Annotated in this window: 14 protein-coding genes; 3 read left to right on the top strand and 11 right to left on the bottom strand. The window is 66.9% G+C overall.

Going from position 1 to position 18,744, the window contains the following annotated elements; all coding sequences use genetic code 11:
- Nucleotides 1-316: 316 nt before the first annotated feature.
- Entirely contained in the window at nucleotides 317-2,278 is a 1,962-nt protein-coding gene (locus tag ABZ887_RS00980) for a pectinesterase family protein (protein WP_361281457.1), read from the bottom strand.
- A 244-nt stretch (nucleotides 2,279-2,522) separates the two neighbouring features.
- Nucleotides 2,523-4,784: a LuxR C-terminal-related transcriptional regulator gene (locus ABZ887_RS00975; protein WP_361281455.1), complete on the bottom strand. Its 2,262-nt coding sequence runs from the start codon at nucleotides 4,782-4,784 to the stop codon at nucleotides 2,523-2,525.
- Between the two features lie 1,041 nt (nucleotides 4,785-5,825).
- Here ABZ887_RS00975 and ABZ887_RS00970 point away from each other — a divergent pair.
- Both ABZ887_RS00970 and ABZ887_RS00965 read left to right on the top strand, forming a co-directional pair.
- Nucleotides 5,826-6,770, top strand: coding sequence for a hypothetical protein (locus ABZ887_RS00970; protein WP_361281453.1), 945 nt, complete (start codon nucleotides 5,826-5,828; stop codon nucleotides 6,768-6,770).
- Between the two features lie 150 nt (nucleotides 6,771-6,920).
- Nucleotides 6,921-7,094, top strand: coding sequence for a hypothetical protein (locus tag ABZ887_RS00965; RefSeq protein ID WP_361281451.1), 174 nt, complete (start codon nucleotides 6,921-6,923; stop codon nucleotides 7,092-7,094).
- Between the two features lie 168 nt (nucleotides 7,095-7,262).
- Here ABZ887_RS00965 and ABZ887_RS00960 read toward each other — a convergent pair whose 3' ends face one another.
- The 6 genes from ABZ887_RS00960 to ABZ887_RS00935 form a co-directional block, all read right to left on the bottom strand.
- A complete protein-coding gene (locus tag ABZ887_RS00960) occupies nucleotides 7,263-7,901 on the bottom strand; it encodes a hypothetical protein (RefSeq protein WP_361281449.1) in 639 nt (212 codons plus the stop codon).
- A gap of 368 nt (nucleotides 7,902-8,269) precedes the next feature.
- Nucleotides 8,270-9,373 (bottom strand): substrate-binding domain-containing protein, encoded by a 1,104-nt coding sequence (locus tag ABZ887_RS00955; protein WP_361281447.1) that lies wholly within the window; start codon nucleotides 9,371-9,373, stop codon nucleotides 8,270-8,272.
- 80 nt (nucleotides 9,374-9,453) lie between these two features.
- Nucleotides 9,454-10,455 (bottom strand): substrate-binding domain-containing protein, encoded by a 1,002-nt coding sequence (locus tag ABZ887_RS00950; protein WP_361281445.1) that lies wholly within the window; start codon nucleotides 10,453-10,455, stop codon nucleotides 9,454-9,456.
- 121 nt (nucleotides 10,456-10,576) lie between these two features.
- Nucleotides 10,577-11,581, bottom strand: coding sequence for a substrate-binding domain-containing protein (locus tag ABZ887_RS00945; RefSeq protein WP_361281443.1), 1,005 nt, complete (start codon nucleotides 11,579-11,581; stop codon nucleotides 10,577-10,579).
- 306 nt (nucleotides 11,582-11,887) lie between these two features.
- Complete coding sequence (locus ABZ887_RS00940) at nucleotides 11,888-12,952, bottom strand: ABC transporter permease (RefSeq protein ID WP_361281441.1); 1,065 nt, start codon at nucleotides 12,950-12,952, stop codon at nucleotides 11,888-11,890.
- On the bottom strand, nucleotides 12,949-13,725 hold the full coding sequence (locus ABZ887_RS00935; RefSeq protein ID WP_361281439.1) for an ATP-binding cassette domain-containing protein: 777 nt from the start codon (nucleotides 13,723-13,725) through the stop codon (nucleotides 12,949-12,951). Before ABZ887_RS00935 ends, ABZ887_RS00940 begins: the two co-directional genes overlap by 4 nt.
- 693 nt (nucleotides 13,726-14,418) lie before the next feature.
- On the opposite strand from ABZ887_RS00935, the gene ABZ887_RS00930 reads away from it, so the two are divergent.
- Nucleotides 14,419-15,690, top strand: a complete 1,272-nt coding sequence (locus ABZ887_RS00930) for an ROK family protein (RefSeq protein WP_361281437.1) — start codon at nucleotides 14,419-14,421, stop codon at nucleotides 15,688-15,690.
- A gap of 184 nt (nucleotides 15,691-15,874) precedes the next feature.
- Here the strand turns inward: ABZ887_RS00930 and ABZ887_RS00925 are convergent, their stop codons facing one another.
- Genes ABZ887_RS00925 through ABZ887_RS00915 form a run of 3 tightly spaced genes read right to left on the bottom strand, consistent with a single transcriptional unit; the run spans nucleotide 15,875 to nucleotide 18,695 of the window.
- Nucleotides 15,875-17,107: a lactonase family protein gene (locus ABZ887_RS00925; protein WP_361281434.1), complete on the bottom strand. Its 1,233-nt coding sequence runs from the start codon at nucleotides 17,105-17,107 to the stop codon at nucleotides 15,875-15,877.
- Nucleotides 17,104-18,228 carry a hypothetical protein gene (locus ABZ887_RS00920; RefSeq protein ID WP_361281431.1) on the bottom strand — a complete coding sequence of 375 codons (1,125 nt, stop codon included), beginning with the start codon at nucleotides 18,226-18,228 and terminating at the stop codon, nucleotides 17,104-17,106. Before ABZ887_RS00920 ends, ABZ887_RS00925 begins: the two co-directional genes overlap by 4 nt.
- The gene (locus ABZ887_RS00915; RefSeq protein WP_361281429.1) at nucleotides 18,225-18,695 is read right to left on the bottom strand and encodes a DUF6379 domain-containing protein; all 471 of its coding nucleotides are present in this window, start codon (nucleotides 18,693-18,695) and stop codon (nucleotides 18,225-18,227) included. The genes ABZ887_RS00920 and ABZ887_RS00915 overlap by 4 nt, the downstream gene beginning before the upstream one ends.
- Nucleotides 18,696-18,744 lie beyond the last annotated feature (49 nt).

Here is an 18,744-nt window from a genome sequence, read left to right as displayed (position 1 = left end):
GACTCCATATCGGTCTCGGGTACCTGCTCAGGCTGCCTTTGCAGGTGCCACCGGGTCGTCGTGCCGCTGCTGGCAGTTTTGACTGCTGAAACGGCATGAGCGCCTACCGAAAACGCGGTACTTCTCCGTCCGTCCGCCTACTGCTGCGGCAGGCCCCGATGCTCCGCCGCAGATCAAGGGCCCTGCTCGTCCATCAGTGCTCGGGCCCACGTGCGCGTGGCGGGTGCAGTCGTCCTGCACCCGCCACGCCGAGGGACCCGGTCACGCCGCTGACACACTGACCTCGCGCGCGGTGGGACAGTCGCCTCCGAAACGGTCAGCTGTGGAGGACCGGGCTCCAGCCGTCCGTGCCCGCCAGGTACTTGTCGGCGGTGTAGTCGGCGGCCTCGGAGTCCGACAGCTGAGGCGCGTTCGCGCCGGTGCCCGCGCCGGCGCCCGTGTTCTTGTACTCCTTGAACCGGGCCTGCGTCCACGAATAGTCGGTGGTCATGTTGGTCCAGGGGTGCGCGGCGGTGACACCGGAGTTGATCGTGGTGTTGCGGACCACGGCCTGAGGCGAGGCGTCGACCGAGTTGTGCCAGGGGCGGCCGAGGTACATCGTGTTGGCTGGTACACCGTTGGTGTAGATCGTGCTCCCGGTGATCAGGATGCCGTACTTCTGGCTCTTGTCGGTGTTCGGCGCGAGCACCGTGCCGCCGACCCAGTTGCTCATGGCTATGTTGCACGCGTCGAAGACGGCGGTGGCGTTGCCGAAGATGAAGTCGATCGCGCCCTCGACGTAACAGCCGACGAAGTACTGCCGGTACTGCCCGGTCGCGACAGGTGCCTTGCACAGGACGGTGTCCTGCCGGGCGATGATCCGGCATTGAGTGAAGGTCTGCCGGTCCCCCTCTGCGGCCAGCGCGACGGCCTGCGTCGAGTACGCGTCGATCTCCGGGTGCTTGGCCGGGTCGAACGTGTTCTGGACGGTGACGTGCGACACCGTAACGCCGGGCGCCTTGACGGTCAGTACGGCAGTGCGCTCGGTGCCGTACGGCTGACCGGTCGCGGGATCGATCATTCCGTGGGCGCGGTCACCGGTGAGCACTACATCGGAAGCGTTGCCGGTAGCCCCCTTGATGAACAGGTTCCTCGTGCCCGACGGGACGGTGAGATGCTCGTTGTAGGTGCCGGCGGCGAGGAAGAGGGTGCGCTGGATCCCGTCCTTGGGTGCGGCGTCGAGCGCGGACTGAACAGTCGGGTAGTCGCCGAATTCGTCGGGCTGCACGTAAAGGATGTCGTCGATCTCGCCGGTGAGTTTCCTGCGCGAGAGGTCCACGTTCGAGTGGTGGGCCAGCATGATGTAGCGCGCGAGAATCGCCGTGGTCGCGAAGACGATGCCACCGACCTCTAGGGGAGCGGCGAAGACGGTGAGCCCTCCGGCCACCGCGACGAGCAGGGTACGGCTCATGATGGCCCAGTTGTTCTGCCGTTCCATGTGCCCGGTGGTGAGGGTGAAGGGCACGCCCCGCCCGAAGGCCGTCGCGGTTTCGGCGGCCTGATCCCGGGCCCGGATGCCTTCGGCGAGCGCCACGATCACCTGAAGGATCGCCGGCGCCGCGGTGGCGACCGACGCCGATTGGGCAGCTTGGAGAACCAGTACGGCGTTGTTGAGACTGGCGGGGCTGATCTGCATGCCGTTGCGACTGGCGCCCTGTCGGGCCAGGGCGTCGTATCCGGCGAGCGTGTTGAACCGGGAAACCACCTGGCTGCCCGGATCGGTCGCGCTCAGGGTTCCAGCGGGCCGGCCCTGCGGGATGCCTCCCTGGCCGTTCACCAGACCTGACTCCAGCGGGTAGAAGTCGCCGAGTTGAACGGTGCCGCCGATGTCGTTCTCGACACCCGGGAACCAGCCCATCACGTAGGCGTCCGACCGGCGCATGACCACCCGGATGAATTCGGACCTGTCCTCGGCATGCAGATCAACGGTGATGTAGGAGGTGGTGCCGGCGGAGTCGGTGACATCGACAAGTGGAGCAGGAGGAGTGGTTGCGTTGTCGTCGTCGGCCGGGCGAACCCTGCCGGCCCTGATCGCCGTCCGGACGGCGTTGAGGAGCGCGGCGTAGCGAGTCCTGGCGTCGGCCGGTTCGCTCGTGTTGCGCCAAGTGACGTTCGAGCCGGTGGCAGCGCTGGCGCTCGGGGCGGCTATGGTCACCAGTCCACCGGCGACCACGCCGGCGGCCACCATGGCGGCGATGAACGATCGTCTGGGGAGTCCGTCCCCCGTGGTGCTGTGCACGCGAGTTCCTTCGGTCATGAGTGATCCCTTGCTCACGCGCGCTGCCCGCTGCTCTTGTCGGCGCCGTTGCCTCCCCGCATGCGCGGCGGGACCGGGAAACGGCGCGCCATCGGTCGGGCGCGCTCCTGTCTCACAGTCCGGCAGTGCGTCGTACCGACAGGTTCCACGCAATGTGCGCTCCGGGACCATTGGTACTTCTACGAGGCCGACCCGTCCCGCGGCTAGGTATTTCTACGGGGTTGTCCTACGTGAGAGACGCCTGCTTCGCTGTCCACCAGGAGGCGATCCGGGCGCGGGAGCCGAAGCCGAGCTTGGCCAGGATGTTCTCGATGTGGGCGTCGATGGTCCGCGGGGACCTGCCCAGCGCCGTGGCGATCTGCCGGTTGGTCATGCCCTCGGCCACCAGCGCGGCCACCTCCCGTTCCCGCGGGGTCAGCGGATCGGTGGCGGGCGGCTCGGGTTCGAGGTGCAGGGCGTAGGCGATGGCTTCATCGGGACTGCGGTGAGCGGCGCCCTCCGCGAGGGCCTCCTCGTAGGCCGCCTTTCCCAGAGCGCGGACGACCTCTTCCTCGCACTGGACATGCTGCTCGACCGCGAGAGGACCGAACGTGAAGATGGTGGCACCGATGTCCTGCCGCAGGGCACGTGCGGTCCCGAGCAGTCGCGCGGCCTGCCGGTGGTGTCCGCCTGCGGCGCTGGCCCAGGCGAGTTGCTCCAACATCAATCCGATCGTGTCGTAGCCATTGAAACCCTGCGCGTTCTCCAGCGCGGACCGGGTCATGGCCACGGCTTCCGGGAGATCGCCGCGTCTCCAGGCGGCGTAGCCGAGCACCCATTGCGCTTGCGCACGGACCAGCCGCTCGTCGTGCTCCTCAGCTACGGCCGACAACTGCCGACAGGTCTGAGCGCCGCGCGGATCCCCCAGATGGGACTGGGCCGTCGCCAGGCGGGTCAGAGCGTAAATCGCGCTGGTCTCGTCGCCCGACTCCTCGTGAGCCGTCACCGCTTCCTCGAACAGTGGGACGGCTTCCTTCATTCGGCCCCCGAACAACGCCACCATCCCACGCAGACTCTGCACGTGCGCGCACACCGACGGATCGTCCAACTGCCCGCCCAGCTGAGCGGCCTCGTCCAACCATCGGTGCGCCGCAGCGTGATCACGCTGGAGGGTCGCGACCCAACTGGCCACCCACAGTGCCTTCGCCCGAGCCGGAGTGGGCTCGGGAGCGGCTTCCAGCGCCCGCTCCAGCCAGAGGCGGCCTTCTCCCAGGAAGCCGCCTTCGCACCAGTGCAGGCGCAGGGCGGCCGCCAGTGCCAGGGTTGCCTGAGGAGCGCGGCCGTGCTCCAACGCCATACGCAGATGGGCCCGTTCGGCACGCAGCCGGTTCAGGCTCTCTTCCTCGCCGAAACCGCACCAGGCGTTGGCGATGCGCTCGGCGAACGCAACGTAGAAAGCGTGGTGCCGATGCCTCACATCTTGCTCTTGACCGGACTCGACAAGCCGCTCCAGCCCGTACCCGCGGATGGTCTCAAGAACTCGGTAGCGGGGCTTGCCCTCGTGCACGGTCGGCACGACGACGGATTGGATCACCAGCCGGTCGAGGATATCGAGTACCTCGTCCCGCTCGATGCCGTCGCCCGAGCAGACGACCTCCGCCGCGTCCAGGCCGAAGTCGCCCGGGAAGCCCGAGAGCCGGTGCCACAGCAGCTGTTCGACCGGAGTGCACAGGTCGTGACTCCAGTCGATGAGACCGCGGAGCGTCCGCTGGTGCGGTCGGGCGACCCGGCTGCCTCCGGTCAGCAGACCGAAGCGGTCCGTCAGTCGGTCCAACACCTCGTCGACGGTGAGCGTCCGCAGCCGGGAAGCGGCCAACTCGATGGCCAACGGCAGTCCGTCCAGGTCGGTGCAGAGCCGAAGGACCTGGGCCCGGTTGCCGTCGGTGACCGCGAATTCGGAGCGGACTGCGGTGGCCCGGGCACGCAGCAGTTCGAGCGCATCGTCCGGTGCCAGTGGCGGAATCGCGAAGACGTGCTCGCCGTGGATTCCCAGCGCGTGTCGACTGGTCGTCAGCATGCGAAGTCCAGGTGCGGCCGACAGCAGCGTATGAACCAACTCGGCGCTGGCGTCGACCAGGTGCTCGCAGTTGTCCAGCACGATCAACGCGCTGCGACGAGCCAGGAAGGCAGCCAACTGCTCGGTGATCATTGCTGCGCCCAGGTCCGGCACTCGCAGCGCGGTTGCCGTGGCGTTCACCACCAACGCGGGGTCCCGCACCGACGCCAGATCTACGAGCCACACTCCGTCCTCGAAGTCCGACACCGACGCTGCGCCCACCTCCAGCGCCAGTCGCGTCTTACCCACGCCACCGGCACCCGTCAGCGTCAGCAGTCGGCTCTCTCCGAGATGGCGCCGCGCCTCTGCGAGGTCTCTCGCCCTGCCCACGAACGACGTCAGAGCCGCGGGCAGATTCCCCACCTGTGGTACATGGATGGGTTGGATCGTCACCTTGCTTCTCGTTTCTCCCACGGCCCATGCGTCCTGGGATGCCGAGAACGCCTGTCTTAGGTGGCACCACGCGGCGTTGCGGGCAGGTCAGTCCCGCCGACGTGGTCACAAAAGGATCACCGACGGGGGCTCCAGCGTCGGAGACGCGGAAATCGCCGCGGACACTGCGCTATCCACGCCGCTGGACAGTATGCGGTGAGGATTGGATCAGCAGACGGGGCTGTGACCGACTTCTCAGGAAAAAGGCCCATCGCATGGCACGCCCTATCCATGTTCGTCGCCGCTTGGGAACACCCGCCTACCAGCCCGGTCGTCGTACCGTCATCAGAAGCCTCGGAGGGAGCGCTGCCCCCTGAGTGCCGTCCCGCTGTCGTCCGCCTGTGGCCCCGGCCCGAACGGGTCTTGCGGCAGGCCCGGGCGCCTTTGGGATCACGTACGCCGGCGCACTTCACACAGAGCGGCTTCTGGCACCTGGTCGTGGTTGGCGAGGCGGCCATCGCGGTCGCGCTGTATCTGCCCTCGGGGCCGTGGAGAAGTTGCCTTTTTTCCCATTCTTCATGCAGGTATGGCCGCAAACGTCATCGATTCCCTGCCTAGGACGACCCTCCTGACGCCAAAGGCTGGTCAAGCTTAGGCCAACGGACGCTATTCGTTCGCCGCTTGACACATATCGTCCACTCATCGAATGTACGGGGATGGCAGCCGACTAAGGCTTGCCCCGGACGCGCTCACCGACCGTCATCGGCGAGTCGTCAGAATCCCCTTGGAAGGATTGCGTGTTGGCCACCGGCAGTGAGTCCCCCTTGGCAACCCCGGGCGCGCCGTCATCGAAGGGCTACGGCAGGTCGTTGGCGTCGCCGACGCCAGCCGCCTTCACGGTCACGACGCCACCCACGCTGCTTCGCGCCGTACCAACCGTGCACGTGACCAGGTTCGAGCCGGTGAAGTTCTCGCACCGGCTCGCCGTCGCTCGTCGCGCGGGGTCCGTCCGCGTCCTTCCGGAAGTCCGTCCATGCTCGATCCGCGCAGGAACTTGGAACTGTGATCTTCAACCGTAGAAGACCGAGCCCACATCTGGCCCCTGAACTCGACGACTCCGACCTCGGTAAGGCGTGCCGTCAGTTCGATGTCAGGAACAACCCGCGAGGACGTCCCCTGACAGAGCCGATCGTGAAGCGGCTGCTCCACGACGCCGGCCGGGACTGGGACCGGCGCGCTCACCGCCTCGCGGTCCTGGGCGCCACGATCAGCCCCGGCAGCCAGTACGCCCTCATCGAGCAGTCGCCCGGCACTCCCGACGTGCACAACCTGCTCGCGTGGGGTGCCATGGTCCGAGGCGCCCATTCCGCCCTGTCCTACAGCGAAGTCACGGACGCACTGCAGGCATGCAATGAAGCCGCTCGCCTGGATCCCTCCGATCCCAGCCCATGGGTGGCACGCCTCGGACTACTCAGACAGTGGCGACACCCCCGTGAGGAGGTCTTCGCCGTATGGAAAGAGATCTCCGCACGGGATCGCTGGCATCGCGAGGCCCATCTGCAGATGTACGGCTACCTCTCCCCCGACGAGTGCGGCTCCCACGCTCAGGCTCTGGAGTTCGTCGACCGGGTGCGAACGTCGACGCCGACCACAGCGCCCATCGTGGGGTTGCCTCTGTTCTCCCTGGTCGACCGATACCTGCGGACCATGGCCCACGGCGGCGTCAACGCTTTGATGGCGGACCATTTCTGGTCCGGTCAGGAGGCGGACACCGTGCTGAGGAATGCTGCTGCCCTGTGGCCGCAGACGGGCCGACTGGTCCATGCGGAGGCCCTGCGTGACCTCAACCTTCTCGCCTTCTCGCTGGTCGCGGCCAGGAGGGCGCCGCTTGCCGCACCCGTCTTCCACTCACTGGAGGGCGTGGTCACCGAGTTCCCTTGGAACCATGCCGGTCAGGATCCTGTCACTGCCTTCGACAACGCCCAGCGGAAAGCAGGTCCGGTGTGACGACACCGGCCGGGCGAAGGCACGTCGCGCTACGCCGGAGAACGCCTTGCTCCGGATGACGGTGTGACGGCGATATACGCGAGGGCCAGCGCAACGACGCTGCCCGGGTTGGCACAGGCCACTTCTACCGCAGCATCCGCAAGGAACGGCTTGCGCACCCTGTGCCTCCAGGCCACGCATGTCTCCAGCAAGGCGCTCGGTGAGCCGCTTTACGACGCCAACGAGTCGATCCGTGGCGGCGACTTCCCCTCGCAGCAGCGTCTCGAGGCGGTGGCCGAGCAGGATGGATCCTGGAGGGAAGACGCCGCCCCACAAATCAAATGACGACCGGTCAGTCGTCCGCCACGAGCCGGGAGGCATCCGAGAGTCCTCGGGTGACTAGCTTGAGTGCGCTCGCGAGCTGCTCTCGGTGGCGGTTCAGGACTTCCGGGCCGGCCCCCGATGAGGCCGCGTCGACGGCGAGGCGATCGGTCGCCACTTTGAACACGGCGCTCACGGCGGCGGCCTGCGCGCGGAGGACGCACGAGTCGGGCGCCAGACCGGTACGTTCGGCCAGCACCTCGGCGAACGTGTCCTTCGCGCTGCGCTCGGCAGAGTTTTGGTCGCCGTGTTGCCGTCACGATCGACGAGCGTGGCCTTGAGACCGACCGTGATGGGAGGGGCGGGGCTGGTGAGGGTGAGGTGCCTCTTGCCGTCCTTACCCGCGTGCACGGTGGCCAGCTTCCTGGTGCGGCCACCGTCGTACGACATCTTCACCACGAGGGACTTGACCGCGCCCCGCTTCGCCGCCGGGCCCCGCAGCCCGATCGGCACCGTGAGTTCACGACGCTGAGGGTGGTCCGGACGCTCTCGCCGTTGGCGCCCTGCGCGTTCGCTGTGATCGGTGGCGCCGTGGGCGCCGTCCTCGGCGCCGACGCGGCTGTCGGCGGTGGCCGTGCCTCCGGCCGGGAGGGTCACGCGGCTCGGCGACACGGTGAACATGCCGGCCGGTGCGTCGCCCGCCACAGACAGGTCCAGAGTGACCTGCTCGGTCCCGGTGTTGCGGTAGGTCAGGGTCTTGGTCACCGGTTGGTCGTCGTGGTGCGGCCACAGCTGCTGGCCGAAGAACATCGACGGCGCGTCGGCGATCACGGTCTGACGGGTGGCGCCCGCCGTCGACGCGGCCCGTGCCGCGCTCGTAAGGGGAGTCGGGGCCGATCAGCGCGATCGTGGAGGCCATCAACGCGGCCTTGATGCGCTGCCCCGTACAGTCCGGGTGCTCCTGGGCGAGGATCGCGGCGGCACCGGAGCTGTGCGGGAACGCCATCGACGTATGCGGACGTAGCCGGGGCAGCCTCTGTGAAGCCTGCGGGACCCCCGAAGCTCTCCCAGCGTCCTGCTTGAGGACCCCTGGGGACATCGCTGCGGCATTTCGGCAGGAGATGACGGGGGACAAGCCGCGTTCGAGCCCCCGTGCGTCCGCCCGCAGTGGGACAAACCCACCCGCGGCCTGGTTACTACTACAGGCCGATCTCGGCGCACGCCGACCTGTACTTGGCGGAGCAGATCTGGTCCAGGGTGTAGATGCGGTCGGCGATGACCGTGTCCTTGATGTTCGTGCGGGTCAGGGCGACCACGGTGACCAGGTGTGTCGGGATGTCCCTGTGGGTTGGGCTGTCGACCTTGTCGTTGGCCAGCGCGTCGAACTGGATGTTCTTGCCCTGGACTTTCATGACGGCCGCCTCGGCGGCGACCTCGGCCTCGCTCGGGTACGGCTTGTAGACCGTCATCAGCTGGTCGCCAGTGATCACGCGCTGCACGGCTGACAGCTCGGCGTCCTGGCCGGTGATGGGAGGCAACTTGGTGGCCCCTGCGGCCACGAAGCTCTTGATGATGCCGGCCACCATGGCGTCGTTGGCGGAGTAGACACCGGCGATGTTGTCCACGCCTACAGCGTTGATAGATTCGGCCGTCTCTGTCTGCGCGATGTCCGGGTTCCAGCCCTTGGTGTCGTAGGACTGCGCGATCGTCGCTCTGCCGGAGATCTCGGACAGCGCGCCGGTCTTGAACTCCTTGGCGCTCGGGTCTGTAGGCGATCCGTTCAACATGACGATCTTGTCTGAGGAGTCCGCGTCCGGGCCGAGGGCCTCGATGAGGGACCGGCCTTGTATTTGCCCGACGAGTTCGTTGTCGAAGGAGACGTACAGGTCGATCGGTCCCTCGGCCAGACGGTCGTAGGCGATGACCGAGATGCCCGCAGTTTTGGCCTTCCTCACCATGGGGGCGATGGTGTGCGCGTCGACCGCGGTGAGGATGATGACGTCGACTCTCTCGTCGATCATTTTCTGCATCTGGGACGCCTGCTCGTCCCCGTCCTGATCCGCGTTCCTGTAGACGGTTTTTCCCTGGCCGTCGGTGAGGGAGGCGACCCATTTTTTGATGCTGGGGTAGTCAAACTGGTCGTACCGTGTGTTGGTCTTCTCCGGTAGGAGCAAACCAACCGTCACGTCGTTGCCCTTGGCCGGGCTCGTGTCCGTGTTGTTTTTCGATGCGCTGGACAGTCCGCAGCCGGCAAGCGAGAGGGCCATCGTGGAAGCAGCTACGGACTGGGCGATTCGGCGCATTCGGCGACTCATTTCACGTGTGCTCCGGGCGCGGGAGCGGGCTGGGCTGGGCCAGGGGGGGACGCGAGGTTCTTGTGGTGTCAGCAGCTGCTCTTGTAGATCCAATCTGCTGATTCATCGACGCTGTCCTTGGTCAGGAGCTTCTGAGGGACTGTGGTCTTTGCGGAGGATGCGGGCACTGCACCGTCCTGGCCCTGGCGGAGATAGTTGACGACCTCTCTGACCTGCTGTTCCCCAATCTGCAGCGGAGACTGCGCAACCAGGGCTGTGATGGTTCCCGCGTTGAGTGCCAGCACCTCGGTCGGGGTCGCGTCCAGGGCTATGACTGCCACCTTTCCTGCCTTGCCGGCCTGTTTGACGGCGGCTGCGGTGGCCGTCCCGTCGGGACCGTCGGCGGCGACGATCACCTTGAGGTCCGGATGAGCGGCCAGCAGTGCGGAGACGGATGACGTCGCCCGGTCGATGTCGTAGTTGGTGTAGCGGGTCGGCAGTACGGTCAGATCGGGGTTGGCCTTCTTCACCGCGTCGACGACGGGGTCCAGTCGGGAGTCCACGGGCTGGAGTCCTGGGATGCCGTTGACGACGGCCATCGAGCCGGCGCCGCTCGGCACGAGTTGGGGCAGACGGGAGAGGTGGTCCAGGTTCTCGGTGTCGGTGCCGACGACCTTGTACTGCGTGGCGGGCTCTGCGGAGTTGATGGTCACGACCGGGATTCCGTCGTCCATCAGGGCCCTGTACTGCTTTGTGAACTGATTCGGGTTGCTCGGATTAACGATCATGCCGTTGGGCTTCGTCTGTCGGGCCAGGGCGAATTTCTGCGCGTACGAGGAGCTCTGCCCGTTGGCGGAAGTGAACTCCTGATAGGAGATGCCGAGCCTTTCGGCTTCCTTCTTGGCACCGCAGCCCAGCGTCGTCCAGAACGGGTCGCTCGTCAGCCCGTACACGGTCGCGACCGAGAGCTTTGCGTCGGCGGACTCGGCGGATGCCGCATCACTCGTCATCGCGTTGCCGCAGGCGCTGGTCATCAGCGTCAGTGAGACGACACAGGCTCCGGCGCGTGAACCGTGCCCGAGGTTCCTCATGCTCTTCTCCTCAGCGGTGGAAACAGGGCGGTGGGGCGGCGACGGCAGAGCCGTCGGATCGGCATGGCGGTCTGAGCGCTGCGGTGTCCACCTGTCTCGGCAGCGCTTGTGCCTTGCTGGGTCAGCAGTTGCTCTTGTAGACCCAGTCGGCGTTGGCCGGGTCGTCGACGGTGTCCTTGGTGAGCAGCTTCTGGGGAACACCGGTCTTGTCCGAGGACGCGGGCACGGCACCGTTCTTACCCTCACGCAGGTAGTCGACGACGGCCTTGACCTGCTGCTCACCGATCTGCACTGGCGACTGCGCCACCAGAGCCGTGATCGTCCCCTCCTTGAGTGCCGCGACCTCGGTGGGGATCGCGTCCAAGGCGATCACCGTCACCTTTCCTGCCTTGCCTGCCTGCTTGACGGCGGCCGCGGTCGCCTGCCCGTCGGGACCGTCCGCGGCGACGATCACCTTGAGGTCCGGGTGGGCGATCAGCAGCGAGGAGACCGCCGAAGTCGCCTTCGTGGTGTCGTAGTTGGTGTACTGGGTCTTCAAGGACTTCAGGCCGGGGTTCGCCTTCTTGATCGCGCTGACGACGGGGTCGAGACGCGAGTCGACCGGCACCAGCCCGGGAATGCCGTTGATGACGGCCATCGAGCCGGAGCCGCTCGGCACGAGCTTGGTCAGCTCGGAGAGGAAGTCCAGGTTCTCGGTGTCGGTGCCGACGACCTTGTACTGCGTGGGGGGCTCCGCGGAGTTGATCGTCACGACGGGGACGCCGTTGTTCATCAGGGTCTTGTACTGACTCGTGAACTGGTTCGGGTTGGCGGGGTTGACGATCATGCCGTCGGGCTTCGTCAGCTGGGCCGATGAGAAGTTCTGCGAGTACGAGGAGGTCTCCCCGTTCGCGGAGGTGTACTCCTTGTAGGTCACGCCGAGCTTGGCTGCCTCGCTCTTGGCGCCGCAGCCCAGCGTCGTCCAGAACGGATCGCTCGTCAGCCCGTACACAGCCGCGACCGAGAGCTTTGCGCTGGTGGCCTGGGTGGACGAGGTGTCAGTTGAGGCGTTGCTGCAGGCGCTTGTCACCAGAGCCAGCGAGACAACAGAGGTGCCGGCAAGCAGCCGGTGTATGGGCCTTCTCATTTCTTTGCTCCTCAGGGGTGGGAAACGGCTGGGACCTGTGGGAAGGAAGTGGGACCGCTAAAAAGGGGGCGCGGGGCTGCGGTGGGGGTGCAGTCCTCCGGGGACGGACGCGTGGCTCATAGCTCGCGTCGCTGTCGGGTGCTGGCCATCCAGGCGACCGAATGGCCGACTGCGGCTCCCGCGGCGTGAGCAGGAAGTCAGCTGCGGAGCCGGTCTCGGAGAGCCGCTGTCCAGGTCGGACGGCGAAAGGCGGTGCAGTGGTGGTTCAGTGGCCCGTCGCCGACGGGCACCGCGTGCCGGGGCCGGTCAGGCCCGTTCGCGCCGCATGTAACTGAAGCGGTCCATGCCGACGGCGAGGATGAGGACCGTGCCGACCGCGATGAGCTGGTAGTACGACGACACGCCAGCGATGACCAGGCCTGCCTGCAGGATGACCGCGAGGCCGGCGCCCCAGATGGCGCCGAGCACGGATACCTTGCCGCCCTCCAGCAGGGTTCCGCCGATGACGGCGGCGGTGACTGCGTTGAGGGCGTCGCTCGCGTGGCCGTTGAGACTGGTGCTGACGATGTGGGAGAGGTCGATGAAGCCAGCCATCCCGGCGAGCAGTCCGGCCAGGACGGCCAGCTTGAGCAGGTGCCGGGGCACCCGGATGCCGACGCGCTCGGCCGCGCGGAGTGAGGAGCCGATGGCCAGAGTGCGGGACCCGAAGCGTGTGAACTGGATGCAGACGAAAACGGCGGCGGCGACGGCGATCGCCACGAGGGCGGGGGCCGGGACCACGCCGAAGGTCAGCAGTCCGAAGTTGGACTGGATCTGTGGGGGCAGTCCTGCCAGATCTGAGCCGTCGCTGATCACATAGGCGATGCCGTTGCCGATGCCGAGCGTGCCCAGCGTCGCGATGAGGGCGTTGATCCTCAAGTACGCGACAAGGACACCGTTGACGAGTCCGAACAGCATGCCGGTGACCAGGCAGCCGGCTACTCCCACGACCACCACGGTCCCGAGGTTGCGGTAGTTGCCGTCCGGGGTCTGGTCAGCCACCGCAAGCATCAGCTTCGCGCCGACCACCGAGGACAGGACGAGGTTGGCTCCGAGCGACAGGTCGAAGATTCCGGCGCCGAGCATCATGGACAGCCCGACTGCCAGCAAGATGGCCTCGGTCGCCGACAACAGCAGCGACTGCACGTTGGCCTCGGTGGCAAACAGACCGCCGGACTGGACGGTGAACGTCACGAACAGCGCGATGTCCAGGCCCAGAATCGCGGCCGCACGAGTGCTCAGGGCGCGAAGCCACAGTGGCTTGGCGGCGACGGCCCGGGTGTCTACCGAGGATGATGCCCCATTGGGCAGGAGCTGCGCCTGGGAGCTCATGCCGCACTCTCTTCCTGGCCGTAGCCGACCATTGTTGCCACTGCATCGGGGACGGTGAGTTCACTGGCGGGAGCATCCAGTACGGTGCGTCCGCGACAGAGGATGACGACCCGGTCGGCCATGGCGAGGATCCGGGGCAGGTCGTGGGAGACGACCACGACGCCCAGCCCTCGAGCGGCGACGGTCCGCATCAGGTCGCAGACAAGTTCGGACTGGCGGGCGCCCAGTGCTGCCGTCGGCTCGTCCATCAGCACCGCTGTGCTCGACCACATGACGGCCCGGGCTACGGCGACCGCCTGTCGCTGTCCGCCCGACAGATCACGTATCGGAACGGTCAGCGAGGGGAGGTTGATCGACAGCTCCCGCAGCGCGGCATCGGTCCGCTCGGTCATCTCCCGCCGGTCCAGGAGGCCTATCCGCCCCAGTGGACCTCGCCTGAGCAGTTCGTGCCCGACGAACATGTTGTCCACCACGCTGAGGTCGGGCGCGAGCGACAGGTCCTGGTGGACGGTGTCGACACCCAGAGCCTGCGCGTCGCGGACCGACGTCATCGAGACCGGCTGGCCGTCAACGATCAGCCGCCCGCTGTCGGGCTGATGGATACCCTGGAGGATCCGCAGGAAGGTCGACTTCCCGGCTCCGTTGTCGCCGAATAGGGCCACGATCTGGCCACGGTCCGCACGGATCGACGCGTCACGCAGAGCTTCTACGTGGCCGAATCTCTTGGCGACGTGCTCTGCCGCGATGGCTACCCCGCTAACGGCGTCGGCCACAGAAGGGGCCCCCTTGGCCTGCCGGGACGCCGCCTCGCCGTGTCGGGCCTCGTCGGCACCGGAATCGGGGGCTCGTCTACGTGCTGCACTCACCGGGTGCTCCTTGGGAGGCTAAAGAGGGAGAAGGCCTGACGAAGCCGCTGGTATCCGCCTTTGCTCAATAGCGTCCGAACACAGCTTCGTGATGGCGGTCACATACTTTGGTGAGTTGCATGCAAAAGTCAATGGTTTTGCCGCCAATATTGCTGACAATCGGGTCGGCCATCTGCTCCGTGGGGGGAAGCTGTCAAGATCGACCTCAGCCCGTGCCTCTCCCGTTGGCCGGTGAATTACCTGGTCAGGCGCCCTTACACCAGACGACACATCCGGCCGGACCTGCTCCACCCGGGGCTAGAGCGCCAGCAAGCCGGACCAGGCCGAAACGCTTCCGCAGCCTCGCAGTGATCGGTTAGCGTGTTGCAACCCGCCCGACGGAGAGGTGTCGGCGTGGACAGCTCCAAGGTGCCAGCTAGTCGGCAGTTCACGGGCGCCCCCGGCAAGCGCCTCCTCGGCGCTTCCAGTTCCGCATCGCCGCTGCCGGAGCTGGGCGGACCACGTCCATGGCACCGCGAGGGGCGGCCCGAGCACCCTGACCCCTACGGTCCGGGCCTGGCACCGGGCCCTACTCCGCAGTCATCGAGCCAAGGAGACAGAGTGCCGAGCGAACAGGCTGAAAGCCTGGCCGCAGTCTTGCGGTCCATCCGCTGCAACACGGCCGTGACTCAGCCCAGCCTCGTCCGTCACCTGGGCCTGGGGCGCGGCGTCGTCGCCTCCAGGACAGCGGAGCTGGAGGCGGCCGGACTGATCACTACGGCAGGTGTCGGCCCCTCCACCGGAGGACGTCAACCACGCCGCCTCCGGCTGCGGTCCGAAGCCGGACTGATCGTCGGAGCGGACATCGGCGCGACGTGTCTCAAGATCGCACTGGCCGATCTGTCCGGCCGCATCCTCGACCGAGTGATGGAACCCACCGACGTCGCCGCCGGTCCGGACGCCGTGCTCGGCCGCGCCGAGACCCTCATCGATTCCCTGCTGGCCTCCCGGGCCTCCGGCCAGGAAGTATGGGGTGTAGGGGTGGGCGTCCCCGGTCCCGTCGAGTTCAGCACCGGGCTGCCTGTGGCGCCGCCGATCATGCCCGGCTGGGACGGATATCCGATCCGAGACTGGTTCGCGCGAAAGTGGTCCGCACCGACATGGGTGGACAACGACGTGAACTTGATGGCGCTCGGAGAGCTGCGTGCCAACCCCGCCGCCGCTAAGGTCCGCAACCTGCTCTACGTCAAGATCGGTACCGGAATCGGAGCAGGTCTGGTCTCCAGCGGACGACTGCACCGGGGCAGCGAGGGCTGCGCCGGCGACATCGGTCATGTCACCGTCTCCGACAGCGAGAACGTCACCTGCCGATGCGGCAACACGGGCTGCCTGGAGGCTGTGGCCGGCGGTGCGGCGCTGGCTGCCCAGGGACAGCATCTCGCCGAGAGCGGAGGCAGCACACAGCTCGCGCAGATCCTCACGGCACAAGGCCACATCACCGCAGCCGACATCGCGTCAGCTGCCGAACGCGGCGACACCGCCGCCAGGGCACTCCTCCTGAAAGCCGGAAAGCTCGTCGGGAGCACTCTGGCCACCCTGGTGAGCTTCTACAATCCGGGCTGGGTCATCCTGGGCGGCAACGTCATCAACACCGGTGACACGATTCATTCTCAGATCCGGCAGACCGTTCTCCACCGGTCGCTCCCCCTCGCCACCCGTCGTCTGCGCATCGAACGCTCCTCACTCGGCAGTGAGGCCGGGCTGTCCGGAGCCGTCCATCTGGTCGTCGACGAACTCTTCGAGCCGCAATGCCTCGCATCATGGGTCGCTCACTCCACTCCTGCCGGCCATCCGGAACTTGCCTCCTTCGCCGGGTTCAGCTTCGCTGCCTGAGCACAGTTCAGTTAGCAAGCCGACCGCTCCATGAGCCACACCGGCGGCGCCAGATGCTGCGCGTTGTTCCGAGTTCTGCCGACCGCCGGTATACGTCCCCGCGGGCAGACTGGATCCGCCGAACGGCGAGGGCCGGACAGAATGCACCGTCCGGCCCTCGCGGCTGGGGACCTCGTGTTCCGGATCAGCCGGGCAGTTCCGCGAACTCGACGAACGCGGGCTGGGGTACGTGCACTTCCGCCAGTGGCGACAGTGTCCCGTCGGCTGCGTGGACCCCGTACGCGCGCACGAGGTCGGCCGGCCGGTCGGCGACGAGCATGAACGACCCGGACGGGTCGAAGGCGAAGCTGCGGGCTGCGACACCGGGGTGCAGCGAGGCAGCGACGGGGACGTGGCCCATCCGGGTGAGCCTGCCGTCATCAGCGACTTGGAACCAAGCGAGCGAGTCCTCTCCTCGGTTATTGACGTAGACGAACCTGCCGCCCGGGTGGACCCTCACCTCGGCCGGTTCGTTCAGGCCCTCGTGGCCGGCCGCGACGGTGGAAACCTGGTCCAGCGGACGCAGCCGGCCCGTGGCCGGATCGAACGCGAAGGAGGCGAGGGCGGACGCGAACTCGCAGGTGACGAAGGCTCGCCCGCTCACAGGATCGAAGGCGATATGCCGTGGACCGGTTTCCGGCGGGAACGTGTACGTGTGGACGAGTTCGAGCGTATCGCCGAGCGTGTAGACGTGGATGCGGTCAGTGCCCTTGTCCCCCACCAGCACGTGGCTTCCGCTGGGATCGATCACGGCGCAGTGCGCGTGCGCGCTGGCCTGGGCGTGTCCGCCGGCCTGCGGCGAGAAGTTCGGGTCTTTGCCGTGGCCGGGCATCACCTGCACGTCGCGGAGCTGGCCGATCGTTCCGTCCGGCGCCAGGCCGTAGAGCAGCACGGTCGAGTCGTCGTAGAGGTATTCCACTGCCCAGGTGCCTTCGCCTGTGCGGACGACGTGCTCGACGTGCTCGAAGTCTCCGTGGTTGGCGGTCAGCAGGACGCCTCGCCCCTCGTCGAGCGAGAGGAACGTCGGCCGAGGGCCGGGAGCGACATGCGAGTTCAGCCACGTCAGGCTGCCGTCTTGTTGAGACACGGACAGGGCATGCACACTCGCAGGCGGTTCCACCGGTCCCCTGCCGTCGGTCTTGCGCTCGTCCACCGCGTACAGGGTGCATGTAGTGGGGGCGTAGACGAGGTAGCCGGCTTCCCGGGGCGCGCCTACCCGGCCGAGCAGGGTGAGTTTGCGCCCGTCCCGGCTGACTTCGAGTGTGGTGATGCCGCCAGCTTCGGGGTCGGACGGGCTGCCGTAGGTGCCGATGAAGGCGATGAGACGGCCGCCCCGTTTCTGCGGGGTGGCTTCGGTGTGTTCGGGCGTGTTGCTCATGCGGCTAGCAACCTCCGCAGCATCTTCTGGTGGCGGCGGACCTGCTCCACCTCGTCCATCAGGTCTTCCCGGCCGCGATCCTGGAAGTAGCGCTGGCCTTCGTACTCGGAGTTGATGTAGCCGTCGAAGCCACCCTCCTTCAGGGCACGGATCGCGGCGTCGTAGTCGATCGAGATCTCGTGGTACTCACCGGGCTGCATCGGCAGCGGGGACATGTTGTTGAACTTGCCGTGGATGTGAATGACGTGGGGGGTGAGCTGTCGGAGGGTGTCCGCGGAGGTCCGGGAGAGCATGAGCGCCTCGGCGACGACCCGGAGGTCGATGTCCTGGGGGTTCTGGACTCGGTTGTTCGTGAACTGCTTCACGCCTTCGAACGCCTCGGTGAACGGGGCCGGGCAGGTTCCCGTGGTAAGGAAGCGGTTGAACTCGGAGCGCAGGTTGCCGGCGGTGTGGCGGGCCATGTCGACCGGGTCGAAGGGGCCGTTGCCGTCACGGAGTTGCAGGGCGAGGTGGACGGACGCCTCGCATGCCGATTCCTGGGCGCCGCGTCGCTGGAACCATGCCAGCTGTACTTCCGAGGGGCGGAACTGGAAGATCCCGAGGTCCGGGACTATACCGAGGTGCTTGGTCTCGGTGCGGTCCACGATGTCCATAATCTCGGTGACTTCGCGGCCCTCCAGGGTCATGGGCTGATGGATCTCCTTGCCCAGCCTGATGTCGAGCTGCTCAGCGAGGGGCAGGGCGGAGACGAGCACCTCGATCGGGACCACGGACAGCACGCGCACGTTCGTGAACCCAAGGGACTTGGCGAGGCAGATGTCGTGGCGGAGCCGGTCGGCGCACTCCTCGATGGTCATGACGTGGTCGCGGAACTGCAGGACGTCCATGCCGACATCCATGGCGACGGGCTTGGTGCCGTAGGTCTCCATCCACGTGAACCACTGGCGGCGGAAGTCGTCGCCGGGGTCGGGATAGCGCAGGGACATCTCGTCGACGAGTTCGATGCCGTCGGCGCCGCCGAGGTTGTGGCTGACCTCGCGGATCTGGTCCTCGAGGGTGAGTTCTTTGAAGAACTGGGACTGCTGGTAGCTGTAGAGCGACACGCCGCGCTGGATGGTCATCGGATCTTCTCCGGCTCGGTCAGGGTGAGGGTGTAGGAGACGATTTCCGGGGTCTTGTCGGAGCCTGCTCCGGAGCCGGGCTTGGGCGGGTTCTTCACCCATTCCTCGTCGGTGGGCAGGTAGCCGTAGGCGGCGAGGACGGACTGCTGGAAGCGCACGGTGTGCTCGCCAGGGGCGAGGCCTCCGGGGGCGGCGACGTGCAGGATGGCTTCGTCGTCGTAGTCCCAGTGTTCGTGCACGGCGGTGCGGATCTCGTCGAAGGTCCGCGGTGGCTTGCCGTTGATCTCGAACATCTGCTGGTCGGTGGGGTATTCGGTCCCGTCGACCTCGATGTAGTAGCCGTTGTGGAGGGAGAGGTAGCAGCCGCGGTAGTTGGCGTGGCGGACAGCGAGGGTGAAGCCGACGGTCTGCCCGTCGCGCTCCTCATTGCGCAGGCTGTCGGGGCGGATCAAGAAGTTTTCGAACATTCCTTGCACCAGGTGTGGTCGTGGGGTGGTCAGAGGGGCCGGTCGGCTC

It is taken from the genome of Streptomyces sp. NPDC047061, from assembly GCF_040643955.1.
Classification (GTDB): domain Bacteria; phylum Actinomycetota; class Actinomycetes; order Streptomycetales; family Streptomycetaceae; genus Streptomyces.
This window is presented reverse-complemented; position numbering and strand designations above follow the sequence as displayed.